The organism is Myxococcus sp. CA056, from assembly GCF_013336715.1.
Lineage (GTDB): Bacteria > Myxococcota > Myxococcia > Myxococcales > Myxococcaceae > Myxococcus > Myxococcus llanfairpwllgwyngyllgogerychwyrndrobwllllantysiliogogogochensis.
This window is the reverse complement of record NZ_JABUMT010000007.1, coordinates 127,606-143,448: the sequence shown is the minus strand read 5'-3', so window position 1 is coordinate 143,448 and position 15,843 is coordinate 127,606. Positions and strand designations below refer to the sequence as shown.

Annotated in this window: 18 protein-coding genes; 4 read left to right on the top strand and 14 right to left on the bottom strand. The window is 68.9% G+C overall.

Going from position 1 to position 15,843, the window contains the following annotated elements:
- On the bottom strand, positions 1-199 hold a 199-nt coding region (locus HUA76_RS44930; RefSeq protein WP_217440267.1), incomplete at its 3' end, for a hypothetical protein.
- Between the two features lie 15 nt (positions 200-214).
- Complete coding sequence (locus HUA76_RS27025; RefSeq protein WP_141647013.1) at positions 215-748, bottom strand: hypothetical protein; 534 nt, start codon at positions 746-748, stop codon at positions 215-217.
- A 282-nt stretch (positions 749-1,030) separates the two neighbouring features.
- On the opposite strand from HUA76_RS27025, the gene HUA76_RS27020 reads away from it, so the two are divergent.
- Both HUA76_RS27020 and HUA76_RS46325 read left to right on the top strand, forming a co-directional pair.
- Positions 1,031-1,408, top strand: a complete 378-nt coding sequence (locus HUA76_RS27020; protein WP_174456765.1) for a hypothetical protein — start codon at positions 1,031-1,033, stop codon at positions 1,406-1,408.
- A 194-nt stretch (positions 1,409-1,602) separates the two neighbouring features.
- Complete coding sequence (locus tag HUA76_RS46325) at positions 1,603-4,110, top strand: WD40 repeat domain-containing protein (protein ID WP_174462466.1); 2,508 nt, start codon at positions 1,603-1,605, stop codon at positions 4,108-4,110.
- A gap of 25 nt (positions 4,111-4,135) precedes the next feature.
- Here the strand turns inward: HUA76_RS46325 and HUA76_RS27010 are convergent, their stop codons facing one another.
- The 10 genes from HUA76_RS27010 to HUA76_RS26965 all read right to left on the bottom strand — a co-directional run bounded on the left by HUA76_RS27010 (position 4,136) and on the right by HUA76_RS26965 (position 12,493).
- Positions 4,136-4,897, bottom strand: coding sequence for a hypothetical protein (locus tag HUA76_RS27010; protein WP_174456763.1), 762 nt, complete (start codon positions 4,895-4,897; stop codon positions 4,136-4,138).
- A gap of 56 nt (positions 4,898-4,953) precedes the next feature.
- A complete protein-coding gene (locus HUA76_RS27005; RefSeq protein ID WP_174456762.1) occupies positions 4,954-5,529 on the bottom strand; it encodes an imm11 family protein in 576 nt (191 codons plus the stop codon).
- A gap of 19 nt (positions 5,530-5,548) precedes the next feature.
- Complete coding sequence (locus HUA76_RS27000) at positions 5,549-6,889, bottom strand: AHH domain-containing protein (RefSeq protein ID WP_174462465.1); 1,341 nt, start codon at positions 6,887-6,889, stop codon at positions 5,549-5,551.
- A gap of 117 nt (positions 6,890-7,006) precedes the next feature.
- A complete protein-coding gene (locus HUA76_RS26995) occupies positions 7,007-7,321 on the bottom strand; it encodes an aldo/keto reductase (protein ID WP_174456760.1) in 315 nt (104 codons plus the stop codon).
- 33 nt (positions 7,322-7,354) lie between these two features.
- A complete protein-coding gene (locus HUA76_RS26990) occupies positions 7,355-8,617 on the bottom strand; it encodes a hydroxymethylglutaryl-CoA synthase family protein (protein ID WP_174462464.1) in 1,263 nt (420 codons plus the stop codon).
- Between the two features lie 54 nt (positions 8,618-8,671).
- Complete coding sequence (locus HUA76_RS26985; protein ID WP_141647022.1) at positions 8,672-9,709, bottom strand: alcohol dehydrogenase catalytic domain-containing protein; 1,038 nt, start codon at positions 9,707-9,709, stop codon at positions 8,672-8,674.
- Between the two features lie 45 nt (positions 9,710-9,754).
- A complete protein-coding gene (locus tag HUA76_RS26980) occupies positions 9,755-10,495 on the bottom strand; it encodes a CoA-transferase subunit beta (RefSeq protein ID WP_141647023.1) in 741 nt (246 codons plus the stop codon).
- On the bottom strand, positions 10,492-11,289 hold the full coding sequence (locus HUA76_RS26975) for a malonate decarboxylase subunit alpha (protein ID WP_174456758.1): 798 nt from the start codon (positions 11,287-11,289) through the stop codon (positions 10,492-10,494). The genes HUA76_RS26980 and HUA76_RS26975 overlap by 4 nt, the downstream gene beginning before the upstream one ends.
- Complete coding sequence (locus HUA76_RS26970) at positions 11,286-11,975, bottom strand: TetR family transcriptional regulator (protein WP_174456757.1); 690 nt, start codon at positions 11,973-11,975, stop codon at positions 11,286-11,288. Before HUA76_RS26970 ends, HUA76_RS26975 begins: the two co-directional genes overlap by 4 nt.
- Before the next feature lie 275 nt (positions 11,976-12,250).
- Positions 12,251-12,493, bottom strand: a complete 243-nt coding sequence (locus tag HUA76_RS26965) for a hypothetical protein (RefSeq protein WP_174456756.1) — start codon at positions 12,491-12,493, stop codon at positions 12,251-12,253.
- Positions 12,494-12,764: 271 nt separating this feature from the next.
- On the opposite strand from HUA76_RS26965, the gene HUA76_RS26960 reads away from it, so the two are divergent.
- On the top strand, positions 12,765-13,730 hold the full coding sequence (locus HUA76_RS26960) for a ribokinase (protein ID WP_174456755.1): 966 nt from the start codon (positions 12,765-12,767) through the stop codon (positions 13,728-13,730).
- A 15-nt stretch (positions 13,731-13,745) separates the two neighbouring features.
- On the opposite strand, the gene HUA76_RS26955 is transcribed toward HUA76_RS26960, so the two are convergent.
- Positions 13,746-14,177 (bottom strand): DUF6069 family protein, encoded by a 432-nt coding sequence (locus HUA76_RS26955; protein ID WP_174456754.1) that lies wholly within the window; start codon positions 14,175-14,177, stop codon positions 13,746-13,748.
- A gap of 23 nt (positions 14,178-14,200) precedes the next feature.
- Positions 14,201-15,049 carry an SDR family oxidoreductase gene (locus HUA76_RS26950; protein ID WP_141646138.1) on the bottom strand — a complete coding sequence of 283 codons (849 nt, stop codon included), beginning with the start codon at positions 15,047-15,049 and terminating at the stop codon, positions 14,201-14,203.
- Positions 15,050-15,166: 117 nt separating this feature from the next.
- Between HUA76_RS26950 and HUA76_RS26945 the strand changes: the two genes are divergently transcribed.
- Positions 15,167-15,796 carry a TetR family transcriptional regulator gene (locus HUA76_RS26945; RefSeq protein WP_174456753.1) on the top strand — a complete coding sequence of 210 codons (630 nt, stop codon included), beginning with the start codon at positions 15,167-15,169 and terminating at the stop codon, positions 15,794-15,796.
- Positions 15,797-15,843: the final 47 nt, after the last annotated feature.

Genomic DNA, 15,843 nt, shown 5'->3' with positions numbered 1-15,843 from the left:
GCTCCTCGGCGGGGTCTACCGGGGCCGGCGGGGAAGGTCGCACGGTGGCTTCCTCGGGGACCACGGGCGGTGCCGCGTCGGAGAGGCTCACCGCGGAAGGGGCGCGGAGGGTGAGCGTGGCTCCCGCCGCGCCGACGGCACATGCCGCCAGCGCGAGGAGCACGCGTCCGGAAAGGAAGGGGACGGTGCGATTCTTCATGGCCGGTCCCTCACATCACGGCTTGTAGAGGGTGTAGCCCACCGCCGAGCTGAACCCGGCGTCGCCACGGCCCGGGAGCTGGATGAGGACATAGGGGTAGTCCCAATGCGCCGTCCTCCAGTAGTAAAGCGAGTCCACACCCGTGTGGTACATCGGCACGTCATAGGTGCCCGTGTTCGCGCTGCGCACCGCGCCGCCGCACCGGCCGCCCGTGGCCCAGCGCCAGGCGACGCAAGCCATCGCATAGATGTCGTGACCGCTGTGGCCGTCGTATCCATGGACGTTGACCTGGGAGATGCTGCTCAGCGGAAACGCCGTGTCCACCACGACGGGGCAGCGCAGGTCGATCCACTGCCAGTTGATGCCCTCCGAGCGGTTGCGCACGCCGTGCGTCGTCGCGTCGAAGTCGGCCTCGGGCCGGTCCTCGGTGCTCTGGAAGCAGGCGAAGGCGGAGGTCAGGCGCTCGGCGGCGACGGCCGGGGCCACGGGGGCCAGCAGGAGCGCGGGCAGCAGCGCGGAGAACAACGCGCGAAGCGAGGTCTTCTTCATGTTCAGCGGGTCCTTTTCTTCACAAGAAGCACCGTCTTGGTGCCCAGGACCGCATGTGCAACGCGAATGCCGTGCGTTTCGCCCAGGTCGCTCAAAGCCAAACATCCGAAAGGACTGAGTCACCCGGGGCCGTCGGCATCTGGCACAGGTGTGCCAGGTGTGCCATCGGATGTGCCCGCCAGCGCGGACGAACGAAGGGGTGGCCGTGAGCCCGGTCGCTCCGCGTCACATCGCGACGGAGCGGACTCCTGCCTCGTGGAACCGAACCTCGGGAGGGCCGACATGAGCGCGATTCAAATCATCCTCATAGGAATGCTGGGCAGCGCGTTGCAGGAGCTGCTGCACTGGTACGGGCTGCGAGAGCATCTAGGGACGGGGCGCTACAAGGCGCTCATGCGGTCCATTCCCTACTGGGTCATCACGGGCCTGATGATTGTCGGCTCCGGCGTGGCGGTGTGGGCGTGGTTCGCGGGGGACGGCAGTATTCCCGCGCGCCAGTACCTGGTCCTCGGCGCCGCGCTCCCGCTCATCTTCAAGAAGGCCGTGGAGGTCGTCACGGGAGCCAAGCCCGGCGTGGCGGCGAGCAGTCCCACCGCGGCCGCGAACAGCGGCAAGCTCGCCGACTACTTCCAGGGGGCGGGAGGCTCCCGGGTGGCCTGAGTGGGACCAGGAGGCGACGCAATGACAGTCGCGACGCGGTGGGCGCGGGAATCTTCTCGTGCCGCTGCTTGCGATGGTTTCGTGGGGAATGCTTCTCAGCGCGCATCGCCGACAGGCTTTGACACCGCCTGGGAGGAGGGCTAGGGAAGGGCCTCACGCGCATCTGGGGGGCCGGGACGCGCGGGAGAATGCCCATGACTTCGCGTCTTGTGTCCCTGCGCATCGTCTCTCTCTCATCCCTGTCTGTCGGACTGGCGCTGGCCTGTGTGCTCGGAGCGTGTTCCTCCAAGGAGGATCCACCCAAGCCCTCGTCACGAGCGCCCGGGGTGGCCCGCATCCAGATAGAGGATGCACTGGTGGAGCCCGGTGTGCCCGTGCGCTTCCGCTGCACGGCCGCGGATCCGGACGGAGACTCGCTGACCTATGTCTTCGATTGGGGCGCGGGCGGAACGCTTCCCCAGTCCCCGGAGGTCGATAGCGGGACGATGTCCGGCGTGGACATCCCCTTCACGCAAGAAGGCACCTTCCAGGCGCGGTGCCGCGCGGTGGACTCGGCTGGCAACGAGGGGGCGTGGTCGCCTCAGCTCACCTTCATCATCCGGGGCGTGCAGCCCGACGGAGCCTGGGGGCTCCAGGTGGAGGTCGTGGGGCAGGGACGGGTGACGAGCACTCCCTCGGGCATCGACTGCCCCGGCACCTGTGGTGTGCGGCACCCCGCCGGCACTCGGGTCACCCTGGACGTGGTGCCCGCGTCGGGCTGGCAGTTGGTGGGGACCTCCGCGTGTGAGGGCACGCTCGGGCGCTGTGAGCTGCTGTTCGACGCCGACAAGGTCTTCACGGTGCGCTTCGCGCCGGTCCTCGACACGGCGCTCTCCTGGCAGCGCACGGGCGCGCGCCTGCCGACGTCACCGGAGTGGAGCCCGGATGGCACGTTGCTCGCCGCGGTGGATGGGAGCGTCTCGGGGGATGGCCTGCTGCGCATCTGGGATGCGACGAGCGGGCGCGTGACGCGGCTGATGGCGCCGGTGCCTCCCGCTCGCTTCACCACGGTGGCCTGGAAGCCCGGCGGTGGCGCGGTCGTGGCCGTCGGCATGTCGACGGGCCGCGTGTCGGTCCTGGATGTGGCGGCGGGCCGGATGCTGAATCAGTGGCCCGTGCAGGCCGGCAGCGTGCGGACACTGGCGTGGAGCCCGGATGGCACGCGGCTGGCCAGCGCGACGGACGCCAGCAAGGAGGTCCACTTCTGGAACCCCACCACCGGAGAGCGCGCGGGCGCGATGCTGGTGGCCGTGGACAAGGTGCGTCGACTGTCATGGAGCCCCGACGGTTCGCGCCTCGCGATGCTGGCGGGACAGGGCGGAGGCTTCTCACGGTGGGTCGAGTTCCACGTCGTGGGCACCCAGGGCCCCGAGGAGCTGCTGACGGGTGTGGCGGGCTTCGCATGGAGCCCGGACGGCACGCGCTTCCTGGTGGGCTTGCAGGGCGAGGTGAAGGTGTACGCCACCGACGGCTATCGCGTGGAGGCCACGTATGAGCGCGCGTGGGACCTGGCGTCCGAGGTGGATTGGAGCGCGGATGGACGCTGGCTCGGTGTCGCGGGGGCCGCGCGCGCGTTGTTCGTCCTCGACGCAGGGACGGGCGAGGTCGTGGTGGAGGCCAGCCAGCCGCCTCTGCCAGGGACGTTGATGGGCTACGACGCGTTTCGCTTCCATCCGACGAAGCCCCAGTTCCTCGTGGTGGATGACCTGCCGCCGGTCCTCGATGTCTTCACCGTGGACTCCGGCGCGGGGACCTGGTCCCGGCGCGAGGTCCTGTCGCACCACTACACCGTCGAGGCGGCGGCCTGGAGCCCGACCGGCGAGGTGCTGGCTTCCAGTGGCGACGAGGGAGAGGTGCGCCTCTGGGACCGCGTGGGCGACCCGCTGCGGACCTTGTCCGGCCATGGTGGGCTGGGAGTGCGAGCGCTGGCGTGGAACACCGACGGGACGCGGCTGTTCACGGGCGGAGACGATGGTGTCATCAATGTCTGGCGCGCGGACGACGGGACGCTCGCGCAGCTCCCCATCCGGCGGGAGCCGACATCATCCCTGGGGTTGGAAATGGTCGCGCCGAGCCCCGATGGGACGCGGGTGGCGAGCGTCCTGGGGGGCACCGTGGTCGCCTCCGAGCGCGGTGTCATCCGGATCCACCAGGTGAGCAACGGCGCGGAGCTGTTCCGCTTCCCGGATGGCTCGCGGCAGGTGTTGTCGCTCGCATGGACTCCGGAGGGCACGCTCGTGGTCGCCTACTCCGGCATGAGCTGGGATTTCTGGGACCCGAGGACCCAGGCCATCACGTCGGTGACGCCCGGCGTGGATATCGCGCCGCTGGCCGCGGCCCTGAGCCCGGATGGAACGAAGCTCGCCTTCGGTGGAAGGCCGGGCCTGTCCGTGCGCGAGGTCGCGACGGGGAAGCTGCTCGCGGAGACGCCGTTCGCATTCTCTCCGGAGGCGCTCGCCTGGAGCGCGGATGGCCGCCGTGTCGCGGGAGGTGGGCTCGGCGGTCAGGTCTTCGTGTGGGACGCGAGCGCGCCCACGCTGCCAGCCACTGTCATCGGCTTCCATGACAACAACGTCTCGGCCGTGTCCTGGAGGCCCGATGGGAGTCTGGTCACCACGGGCGGACGGGATGCCTCGTTGCGAGTCTGGCGCTTCACGCCCTGAGGGGGAGACCTCTCGGTGTCGTGGCTCAGGTGTCCTCGGGCACAGCGAGGGGCGTGAAGCGGGCCACGCCTTCTCGTGTGTCCACGCGGATGACGTCGCGGAGGTCGAAGGTCTCCGCCAGCGACTCCGACGGCGTGCAGAGCACCACCTGGGACAGGCGCGCGGCGGAGTGCGCGACCTGGGCCTGCTCCCAGATGGCGTTCGGAGGCGGGTCGCGTGAGGGCTCCACGAAGAAGCGAAGCGTCAGCGCTTCGAGAGGCGCGGCGTCGTCGAGCTGGATGCCGCGCAGGAAGCATCGCAGCCACCACAGCCAGCTCTCCAGCACGTTGCCCACGTACCAGCTTTCCTTTTCGTCCTGAGTGGCCCCTTTGGGAGTCGACCATGAGGGCTCCCGGGGCGCGAGCTCGGGCAGCGAGGCCTCCGCGCAGGGCGCATCGAGGGCAGGGTCGACGAGGAGGGCTGACAGCCCCACGTTGAGGTCCACCGACTCCCTCGTCACGTGCCACTCGCCACCAGGTTGGGGCTGGAGCTCCACGCCATAGTGGTCGTCAAAGAAGCTCAGCTCCAGCCTGACAGGCTGCGTCGCCTCGGGCCCCGCGAGCACGCCGGAGTCGCGCAGGTACGCTTGCAGTCGTCCTTCCGAAAGCGCCCGGAGCAGCGCGAGCAGCGCGGCGAAATCCCGGGTGGCTGTCTCCTCGGAGTCCACCAGCACGCACAAGGCCCGGGGACGCAGGTCCAGGGCTCGAAGCGAGCGGAAGCCGGTGACACGGAGCCGGGTGAGTTTCATCGGCCCGCAGCCTATGCCAGTCCAGCGGGCCCACGGCAGCAACTCCAACGCGCGCTCTAGACTTCCTCGAATTTTGCTCCCGTGACCTTCGCGCCCTCCAGGGCCACTTTGATGTCCTCCGAGACGATGAGCGCGACCGACCATCCCCAGGTGCGGAACACCTTGGCGGCTCCCACCTTCGCATGGTCAATCCGCATGTCGATTACGCCCCTGAAGTGGCCAACCTTCTCGGGTCGCTCATCTTCGGGCATCCAATACTGCACTTCTTTTGATGCCTTGTCGTCAATGCAGCGAACGAGCTTCGTGGCCACGAGCATGACGTACTGCTCTGGGTAGCCTTTGATGTCGACTGGGATTAGTTGCACATCATCGGGGGCCAGTTCCGCGAACATTGAAGCCACCCTGACGTGAACAATGGGCGTCACGCCGGCGCCTGCCGTGTTGAAGTCCAGCCGTCTTCCAGGCTCGATAATGGGGAGCGTCAGGCGGCCCTCCGTCTGAACGGGCCGTCCCTCAGTGAACTCCCAAATGTCTTCCAACTCCTGGCCCTGCCCGTCGAAGGGGTCTCCCAGGTACCAATTCCCGGCTTGAACACTCTCACTGAGTCGGAAGTAGCGAACGCGATGTTGCATGGTGAGGTTCCTCAATACATCACTTCCCCAGAGTCACAAGCCTGTGGAGTTCCGTTCCCTTCGTTTGTACCTCTTTGGCCAGCTTCTGGAGTTCAAGTGTCAAGGCCTTTCGGCAATCCGCAACCTTTCGGCACCCGCCTAGCGCATCCCTGAGCCGATCACGGATTATCACGTGATATCGCTCCGGATGCGGCCCCTTGTGTCCGACGATTTCAACGATGTTCTCGGTGTCCTTCAGCTCCATCCCAGCCCTCTTGAACAGTTCCTCAAACCTCGGTGTCCAAGGCCCGCCGCGCGCCGGGGAGACGTCGTTTTTGTTCGTGGCGATGTGGTGGCGCTTTCCTTTGTTGCGCATCCCCTGACTCGCCATGGCCAGGGCGTTGGGGGCGAGCGCGATGGTGAAGCCTTCAGCCGCCACCGCGACCGACTGCACACTCCCCACCGCGGCGTACTGGAAGCCTGCCTGAGACTCCACGGCAACCGCAGCCTGCGCGGAACCCGGCAGTGTCGCGGCCTTCGCGGCCAACCCGGCGGTGCTGCCGATAGCGGCCGTGGCGAGCATCACGAAGACGCGCGCCGCATTCTCTCCGAGGACTTCGCCGTATGCCTCACCCGACGCACTGAGCTTCGCGAAAGTCGTGGCCCGGTCCACTTCGCGGACCAGGGTCAACCACCCGTCGAGCAGGCGCCACACCGTGTCCACACCCAGGTATGCAATGGCGATGGCGGTCAGGGTGGCGGCCGCTCCCTTGCTCACTGGCTCGGGGAGCGCCCAGAGCAGCAGGTACATCGTCGCAGCGGCCGTGATTGTGGCCATGACCGCGCCGGGGTCCGCTATGTCCTCAAGGGCCTCCGCCGTCTCTTCCCACACTGAATCCATCGCGATGGCCAAGGCCAACGTGTACTTGCCGTCGCTGGCGAGCAGGGGGCCCTCCTCCAGCAGCCGCAAGCAGTCCCCAGGTTGGTCCTTCCGCTTGCACCACTGGCCGTAGCTGCGCGTCAGCTCGTCATCCGCGTAGGACTCCAGCAGGTGGGGGCCGTCCGCGTCCTCTCGACGCTGGGGGGTGAGGCGCGGGGGGCGGCTCTCGTATCGGTAAACCCCGCTGCGCGACGGCACGCCGAAGAAGTCTCGGGCTTCTTGTAGGGGGCTGGGGAACGGGCGCACGTCCCGAGCCAGTTCCGCGATGGCCTCCTCGAATTCGTCGTCTTCGAGTTCGGCCGCCCCCACTTCCGCGCTTGGTTCCTCGCGAGGAGTGACGACGAAGGAGTCGTGTCCGGTATCCAGCCGCACGACTCGACTCGTCGTGCAACCGGTGATGGCCGCGAGCAAGAACAGCGGCGCCGCCCAGCGAAGCAACATGGAGTCTCCCCCCAGCGAGCGGCCCGCAACAGTTCGGGCTCAGTCATGCAATACCAGAAAATGCTGACATTCCGCCAAGCAAGAATGACCCGCACCGCCCGGGGGGCCGGGCCTACCTCACGCTGCTGCGACCGCGCTCAGCGTCTCCTCGAGGGGCGTCTCGGGCTCGGCCCAGTGCAGTTGGTAGAGGTCAATCCAGTCCGTGCGTAGGCTTCGCAGGGAGCGCTCGATGGCGCGACGGATGTAGCGGCGCGAGCCGCGCGCGCCCCAGTTCGCACCATTCAGGTCGCTGCCGAACTTGGTGGCCAGGATGATGTCCCGGCGGCGGGTGCCCAGGGCTTCTCCGAGCAGTTCCTCCGAGGCGCCATACGAGTCGGAGGTGTCGAACAGGGTGATGCCTGCGTCGAGCGAGGCATCGACGGGCCGCCCCAAGGTGTCCTCGGGGCGGCCTTCAGGGGCCGACGGTCAGGCCGCGCCGCCCTCGACATACAGGCGCTTGTGGTCGCGAATCGCCGCGAGGCGGAACGCACCGTGCGCCGGGGCCTTGGCCTCGGGAGCGTCAGAGGGCAGCTTCATCAGCCGCTCGTACTCCTCGATGGAGACGCGCTCGCGCCGGGCCAGCACGCCGTCCAGGTCCGCGCGCGCCATCCGCTCCGCCGCCTTCTCCCCGACGACGCCGGAGAAGAACTCAGCCATGCAGCCACTGCCGTAGGACAGCAGGCCGATTCGCTGCGACGCGAGCTGCGCGCCCTCGCGATGAAGCAGGCCCGCCAGCGCCAGGTACAGCGACGCCGTGTACACGTTGCCGATGCGCGAGTTGAGCCCGAGCGACGAGGCCACCTGTGCGTCGTAGCTGGCCGCCGACTTCGCCACCTCCTCGCGAGCCTCCGGCGTGCCGGGCCCCGGACCCACCGCGTCCTCCAGGTCACAGAGGCGAAGCTGGGTGTGCGCCTTGCGCGCCATCTTGCAGAAGGGGACGTGGTAGGCGATGCGCGCGAGCTGCTCGCCGGGAAGCGTGCCCGACCAGCGCACCAGCCCGTGCTCCAGCGCCTTCTCGCGCCAGCCGCGATAGGCGCCCGACAGCGCCTCCAGGTAGCAGTTGATGGAGTAGTGCCCGTCCACCAGCGCCTCCCGTCGGCCGATGGGCCGCCAGAAGTCGTACACGTCCATGGTGCATGTGCCGTTGAGGCCCACGTCCAGCGCGAGCAGGTCCGGCTGCTCCGAGACGAGCAGCGCCACCGCGCCGCCGCCCTGGGTCGGCTCTCCCGCCGTGTTCAGGCCGTAGCGCGCGATGTCCGAGCACACGACGATGGCCACCTTGCCCGCGCCCGCGCCGGAGGCAATCCACTCCGTCGCGGCCATGAGGCCCGCGGTCCCGCCGTAACACGCGTGCTGCGTGTCATAGGTGCGCATGGTGCGCGGCAGCTTCAGCAGGCCCTGGACGTGCGACGCCACCGGCTTCGAGTGGTCGATGCCCGTCTCCGTGCCCACCACCAGCATGCCGATGCGGGACGGGTCCACACCCTGCTGATGGATGAGCCGCGCCGCCGCCGTGGCGGCCAGGGACACCGTGTCCTCGCCCGGGTCCGTGACCGCCATCTCCTTGGCGCCCAGGCCCGCGGTGAACTTCGCCGGGTCCACCCCACGCGCGCGCGCCAGGTCCTCGATGTCCACGTATCGGGACGGCACAGCCACCGCCAGCGCTTCGATTCCAACCCGTTTCTTCATGGGACTCCTCGCTTCCAATTCGTGCCTCAAACCTCGGTTCGCTGACTCGTCCGCTCAAGCCTCGGGCGGCACCAACACCAGCCGGCCCGCGACCTCGCGGTTCTCCAGCCGGAAGTGCGCCCGCGCCGCCTCCGCGAGCGGCACCGTGTCCGTGACGAACTGCCGCACGCCTCCGGTGGCCGTCAGTCGCAGCGCCTCGTCCAGCTCCGCCTGGTTCGTGGCGTAGGCGCCGATGATCTCCAGCTCCTTCACGATGACGAGCCCCGGGTTGAGCTGGACCATGCCCGACTCCAGGTTGCCCACGACGACGACCCGGCCACCCGGCGCCATCGCCTTCATCGTCTGGTCGAACGTGGCGCTGCCGACGATCTCCACCGCCAGGTCCACGCCCGCGCCCTTCGTGCGCTTTCTCACCTCCGACGCGAAGTCCAGCCCGCGCGAGAGGATGACCTCGTCCGCGCCCGCCTCGCGCAGCGGCTGCACCTTCGCCTCGCCGGAAGTGACGGCGATGACGCGCGCGCCGTCCAGCTTCGCGAGCTGCACGGCGGACATGCCCACGCCCCCGCTGGCGCCGGTGATGAGCACCGTCTCGCCCGCGCGCACCTTGCCTCGCGTGCGCAGCGTATGGACGGCCGTGCCCGTGGTGCAGCAGACCGTGGCCGCTTCCGTCCAGGGCAGCGACGAGGGGACCCGGCCCAGGCCCGCGACGGGGGCGACCATGAACTGCGAGTAGCCGCCGGGCAGCTCCTCACCGAAGAAGCGGTTGTCCGTCTTGCACAGGCTGTTGCGCCCGCTGCGGCACAGCGCGCACTCGCCACACGACAGCCGCTGGAGCGTCGCCGCGCGGTCGCCCGTCTTCCACCCCGGCGTATCGGGGCCCACCGCGACGACCTCGCCCGCGGCCTCGTGGCCGAGAATCGCGGGGACGCTGGTGCGGGGCAGGTTGCCTCGGCGGTTGATGACGTCGTGGTAGCAGACGCCACAGGCGTGCACCTTCAGCAGCACCTCGCCCCGGCCCGGGGTGGGCACCGGGACGTTCTCCATCTTGAGATTGCCCGCTTCACCGAAACTGCGCAGAACGACGGCCTTCATCTCCATACCTCCGAGAGCATTTCCAGAAACGAGTGATGTCGAGGGTCAGCGACCGACCAGCTGCTCGCGGAAGCCGCGAGGGTCCAGCGCGCGGATGGCGGCGACGGTCCGCGCATCCGGCAGCGAGGTGACGGGGAGGGCCTCATCCACCGTGAACTCGAAGCCCGTGCGCTCGGCGATGTCCTCCGCCGTCGCCCACGGGTGACGCGCCGTCAGTCTCGCGCCCGAAGCGCCCAGCTCGAAGACACCCAGGTCCGAGATGAGGCGCACCGTGCGGCGCGGGTCCTGCGTCGTCGCCACCTGGACTTCCGGCACCAGGTTGCGGCGCGACTGCCGGGGCACCAGCAACACGGGCCGATGCACCCACTGCCGCAGCGTCGCCGCGCCCGCCACGCCGGGGAACTTCGTCCGGGGTCGCTCCAGGCTCCCGCTGGCCGTCATGTTGGTGCGGCCAATGGCATCCACCTCGGCCGCGCCGAAGAAGACGGTGTCCACCCGCCCGCGCCGCGCATGGTCGAACAGGTCGGGGATGGTGATCTCCGCCGAGCGTCCCTCCAGGTAGCCCAGGTCCTCGGAGGAGGGCAGCAGCGTGGAGATGTCCGGGTCCAACGAGCCGACGCAGGCCAGATACGTCAGGTCCGGCGCATGCGTGGCGCGAGCCACCGCGATGGCGAGGATGGCCAGTGGCGAGGCGACACCGGTGGCCACCACGGCGCCGTTCTCGATTTGCAGCGCGAGCAGGGAGACCACCGTCTCCGCCGGCGTGGGGTCGACCGTGGCGCTCATGCCGCCCTCCGCGTCTTCACCGAGGCGAGGAACTCCGCCTCACGGCCCGTCTCCGCCAGCGCGAGGTAGCGCGCCAGCATGTCGTCATCGTGCGGGTACAGTCCGGCGCAGCCGGTGGGCAGCGCGCCTCCTTGCGCGAGGACGATGCGGTCCACCTGGAAGCCGGGGATGGTGGCGCGAGGCAGGCGCTTCACGCGCTCCTCCACCGTGGCAATCACCCGGCGCGCGGCGCCCGCGACGAGCAGGTCCGTGGTGGGGTCCTCGATGAAGAGGTTGCCGCGCTCGTCGGCGGCCCGCGCGTGGATGAGGGCGACGTCCGGGAAGTACGCCGGCTCCACCGGGACACTCTGGCCGGTGAACGGGTCCACCACCGTGCGCGGCGGCTCCGCCTGCGCCAGGCCAGAGACATCCGAGTCCGGCGCGGGGATGAAGGGCAGCCCCATGGAGGCCGCGCGCAGCCGCTGGACGACGCGATAGCCGTCGTGCTCGCGCCAGGAGAGGGTGTTCTGTTCAATCGCCCGCTTGATACAGGGCATGGGCCGCACGCGGCCCTCGAGGCTCAGCGCACCGAACGCGATGTCCAGGTGGGCCAGACAGCCGCCCGCGACGAGGAACTCGGCGGGCAGCGGGTTGGGCAGCGAGATGAGGCTCAGCCCGCGACGCTCCTGGGCGATGAGCTCCATCACCAGCGCCATGGGCGCGCGGCCGAGCATGAAGCCACCCATGGCCAGTGATGCGCCGTCGGGAATCGACGCGACGGCTTCTTCCAGCGAACACCAGCGAGCGGTCTTCACGGCTCCTCCGTTCCGGAGCCGGAGCCCGCGGCCGAGGCGGCGCGAGGCACCACGCGCAGCGAGGAGACCCCGGGCTGGCCGTCGACCGCGGCGGCGACGATGGGCGGGAAGAGGAGGTCCACCATGCCGTCGGCGATCTGCTCGTCCGTCAGCCGCCCGTCGGGCTTGAACCACTTGTAGACCCACAGCACCATGCCCAGGAACGAGAACGCTCCGATGGTCGGGTCGACGGGACGGATGCGCCCCTGCTGCGCGGCCTGCGAGAAGGCTTCCTCCAGGAAGTCGACGTAACGCTTCTTGCGGTTGTCGATGAACGCGCGCGCCTCACCGGTGAGCGTGGCGTGCTCGTGGAGGATGATGATGACCTCCTTGCTCCACCCGCGCGTCACCAGCAGGATGTTGTGGCGCATGCACGCGCGCAGCCGATCCACCGGGTCGACGATGTCCTGAACGCGCGAGAGGACCTGCTCCTCGAACAGGTCCATCCCGTAGTTCATGATGGCGAAGAGGAGCTGCTCCTTGTTCTGGATGTGGTGGTAGAGCCCCGCCTTCGTCATCCGGCACGCGGCGGCGATCTCCTGCATCGAGGTGCCTTCGTAACCGCGATCACAGATGAGCCGCGCCGCCGTCTCCAGGATGGCCTTGTAGCGCTCGCCCTCATCCGGCTTCCGTCCGCTCGTCGTCACATGTCCCTCGTCTCGATGGACTGTAAGTTTTTCAGATCTACGACCTACCGACCGGTAGGTAGCATGTGGCAACGCAGGGTGTCAATGCGCTCCGCGCCGCGCGCTGGCGCGGATCGGGCACGGAAGTGTCAGGAGTTTCAGGGGGTTGAGGGAGCGCTGGAGCTTCCGGGAAGCAGCGACGCGCTGGGTGCGGCGGGTGAGTCTGTTCCTCCGGATGAGGGGCGAGGCGGGCCCCCTGCACCAGGGGGCGCCGCTGTTCTCGCGCTCGAACGGCCTCAGGACCGGGGCGGATGCCGCTGTTCCAGGCCGCCCAAGAGCGTCCGCTGAATCCTGATGCGGAGCTCCGCCTCCTCGAACGCCCAGCTCGGGTAGGTGCCGTTGGTTTCGATCAGGTGGTTCGCCAGGGCCCACGTTCGCTCGTCGTGTTCCTCGTCGCTCGTGGCCCTGGCGGCGTGGTCTTCAAGCACCTCGGCCTTCCAGTCGAAGTCCAGCGTCAGGTCGATGTTCATCGTGTTCATGTTGCTCTCCTCATGCGTGGCGCCGCGGGATGCGATGCCCCACACCCAAGATTGCCGCTGAGGTTTTGGCTCCTTCGCCTCCTCGACGGAGCGCGGTGTTTCGGCCGGGCGGCATTCCGATCAAAAGGCGGCGCGGCGGTGGCACGGGTGGTCGCCCGCCGTACGGGGCCGAGGTTCCCGGGCATGCCTAGCTTGATGTCGTTCCGTGTTCGGTGTGTTCCGGGTCTGGGCGGGGCATCGGACGCGGGGGTGGGGGAGGGGGACGACAGCCATGGCTCCACGTCGACAGGCCGACATTCTCGTGGTCGGTGGAATCAACACGGACTTCCTGGTCCAGGGGCCTCGGCTCCCGCGCGCGGGCGAGAACGTGGAGGGGCATCTCTTCCTGGAGAGCCTGGGTGGAAAGGGCGCCAATGCCGCCGTGGCCGCGGCCCGACTGGGTGCTCGCTCGACGCTGGTGGGCCGCGTGGGCATGGACGCCCGGGGGCTCGCCCTGCTGGAGCAACTCGAAGGTGAAGGAGTGGAGACCCGGGGCGTGTCACGCGACCCGGGCTTCAGCACGGGCGTCGTGCTGGAGATGGTGGATGAGAGCGGCCGCAGGCAGAGCCTCTCCGCCGAGGGGGCGAACCGGCGGCTCGCTGTCGCGGACGTGATTGCCGCCGAGGCCCGCATCACCAGCTCGGATGTCTTGCTCGTCCAACTGGAGGTTCCCTTGGACGCGGTCATCGCGGCGGTCCACATCGCTCGCGCCGCCGGCATGCATGTCGTCCTGGATCCAGCACCGCCCATCACCCTCCCGGAAGAGTTGCTGGAGGCGGTTCACATCATCCGCCTCAACGACGCGGAGGCGGAGGTGCTGACGGGGCTCGAGGTGGTGGACCGAGACTCCGCGCGCCGCGCCGCGGAGAACCTGTTGCGCCGGGGCGTGGGGACGGCCGTGGTGGCCGCCCCCGAGGGAAACCTGCTCCTGGGCACCGAGGGCGAACTCTGGCTGCCGAACCTGCCCGTGGACTGGGTGGACACCACGGGCGCGGGGGATGCGTTCTCAGCCGCCCTCTGTGTTGCCCTGGGAGAGCGACGCTCGCTCGCGGACGCGGCGCGCTTCGCTCACGCGACGGCGGCGCTGGCCACGATGCGGCTGGGGGCGTTGTCGGGGCTCCCCATCCGCGAGCAGGTGGATTCCTTCATGGCCCGCGTGGACTCGCTGGCGCTGTCCCCGGAGCCTGTCACCTGGTGACACGCGGACGCTTCGCTACGGACGGGCCCGGGTGCGCCGCATTCCGAGCACGATGATGGCGAACATGCCGCCATGCTCCACCAGCAGGAACAAGCGCTCCCCGAGCGAGAACCCTGGCATGAACGGCAGTGTCAGCACGAAGACCGCGATGCTGATACCCGTCCAGATGCGCAACCCTCGTGAGAACAGTCGCTCCAGCAGGGTGAGCAGGCCCCAGGCGCTGAAGCCCGCGATGAGCGATGCGAAGAAGACAGGGCCCAGCAACAAGGGCTCTCGTTCCACGGCGCCGGGACCCGTGGGCACGGTGATTTGCACGCCGAGCAGCCCGACGACGATGAGCCACTGGACGACCACGAAGCTGGTGGCGACCATCAGCACGCGCAGCCGCGCGAGGACAGACGACGACGTTCCCGCCCGTGAGGGCAGGCTCTGTGTGGGTTGAATCATGGGGGACCCTTGACGGCGTGGGTTCAGCGAAAGGACTCGGCGTGGTCCGCCAGGAACGCATCGAGCGTCCTCGGCTCCGTCCCGGTCAGGTCCTTGACGCCCGTGGCGAGCTGCGACGCCGCGCCCTTCGCGAAGGCCTCGAACATGCCTTTGAACGAGCCGAGCATGGCCTCCGGAAACCCTTGCGCGCGCATGTTCTCGATGACCTCGGAGACCGGACGGTCGACGTAGGCGACGGGCTTGCCGAGCCGCGCCGAGAGCTTCGCGGCGAACTCGTCGAACGTGAGCGCCTCCGGCCCCGTCAGCGAGTGCGCTCCGCTGCGAGGGGACGCGTGCGTGAGCTGCGCCACGGCGCTCCTCGCGATGTCGCCACTGTCGATGAACGCGATGCGACCCGTCCCGAACGCGCCGAAGAACCGCCCGCCGTTTCGGATGCTCTCCGCATTCCGGAGCAGGTTCTGCATGAAGTACGTGGGACGCAGCGCCGTCCAGCCCAGCCCGCTGGCTTCCAGGTACGCATCCGCCTCCCCATGCCATCGTCCGACAAGGAAGTCCGTCGTCGCGCTCGCGCCTCGCGTCGAGATGCGCACGACGTGCGAGACACCCGCCTGCTTCGCCGCGTCAATCACCGCGCGGTGCTGTCGCACCAGTCCTTCGCTCGGCGTGCCGTTCAGCAGGACCCGGTCCACGCCCTGGAGCGCGGCCCGGAGTGACTCGGGTGAATCGAAGTCGCCCACCACGAAGTCACCTCCCAACGACTCCCCCTTGCTCCTGTCCCGCACGAACGCCCGAAACGACGCGTCGCGCGCACGCAACTGCTGAATGACCTGACTGCCAATGGAGCCCGTGGCTCCCGTGACGAGGATTTTCATGCGGACCTTCTCTGGTTGGAGTGTGATGAATATCTAGTGACGGAAAAGTTTCTGTCAATGTAAGTTGTGCCCAGGTTCGTTGCAGGGCCCCGGGCCCGGCGGTAGGGTCCCCGGCGGATGTCGAGTGAACTGGGGTTGCGAGAGCGCAAGAAGCTGGAGACGCGGCGGCTGCTCGCGGAGGTGGCCACGCGGCTGTTCGCGGAGCGCGGCTTCGACGCGGTGACGGTGGCGGACATCGCGGCGGCGGCCAACGTGTCGGACAAGACGGTGTTCAACTACTTCCCGACGAAGGAAGACCTGGTCCTCAACGGCCGTGAGGAGCACGAGTCCGAGCTGCTCCGCGCGGTGCGCGAGCGCTCCGTCGAGGAACCCGTGCTCGCGGTGGTCCGTCGGCACACGCTGGCCATCGCGGAGCGGCTGAACGCGCTTCCCGCCGAGCGGCGCGCCGCGTTCCGCAAGGTCATCCAGAGCACCCCGAGCGTGCACACCCGCATCCGCCAGATGTCGCTCCAGTCCGAGGAGCAGCTCGCGCAGATTCTCGCGGAGCAGACGGGTGCGTCGGCGGGAGACCCGACTCCGCGCGTGGTGGCGAGCATCATCGGGGTGCTGACGCGACTGGCCTACGGCGTCGTAAGCGGGCCCCCCGGCAAGCGCAAGAGCCACGCGGAGACAACCGAGAGCATCGTCAACGCCTTCGAACTCTGTGCGCAGGGGCTGGCGGCGTACGGAGTCCGCACCCGGCCCTGAGCCTGTCTCCTGGTGAGGGGTCGAGTCGTTCTTCCTCGACCCCTCCA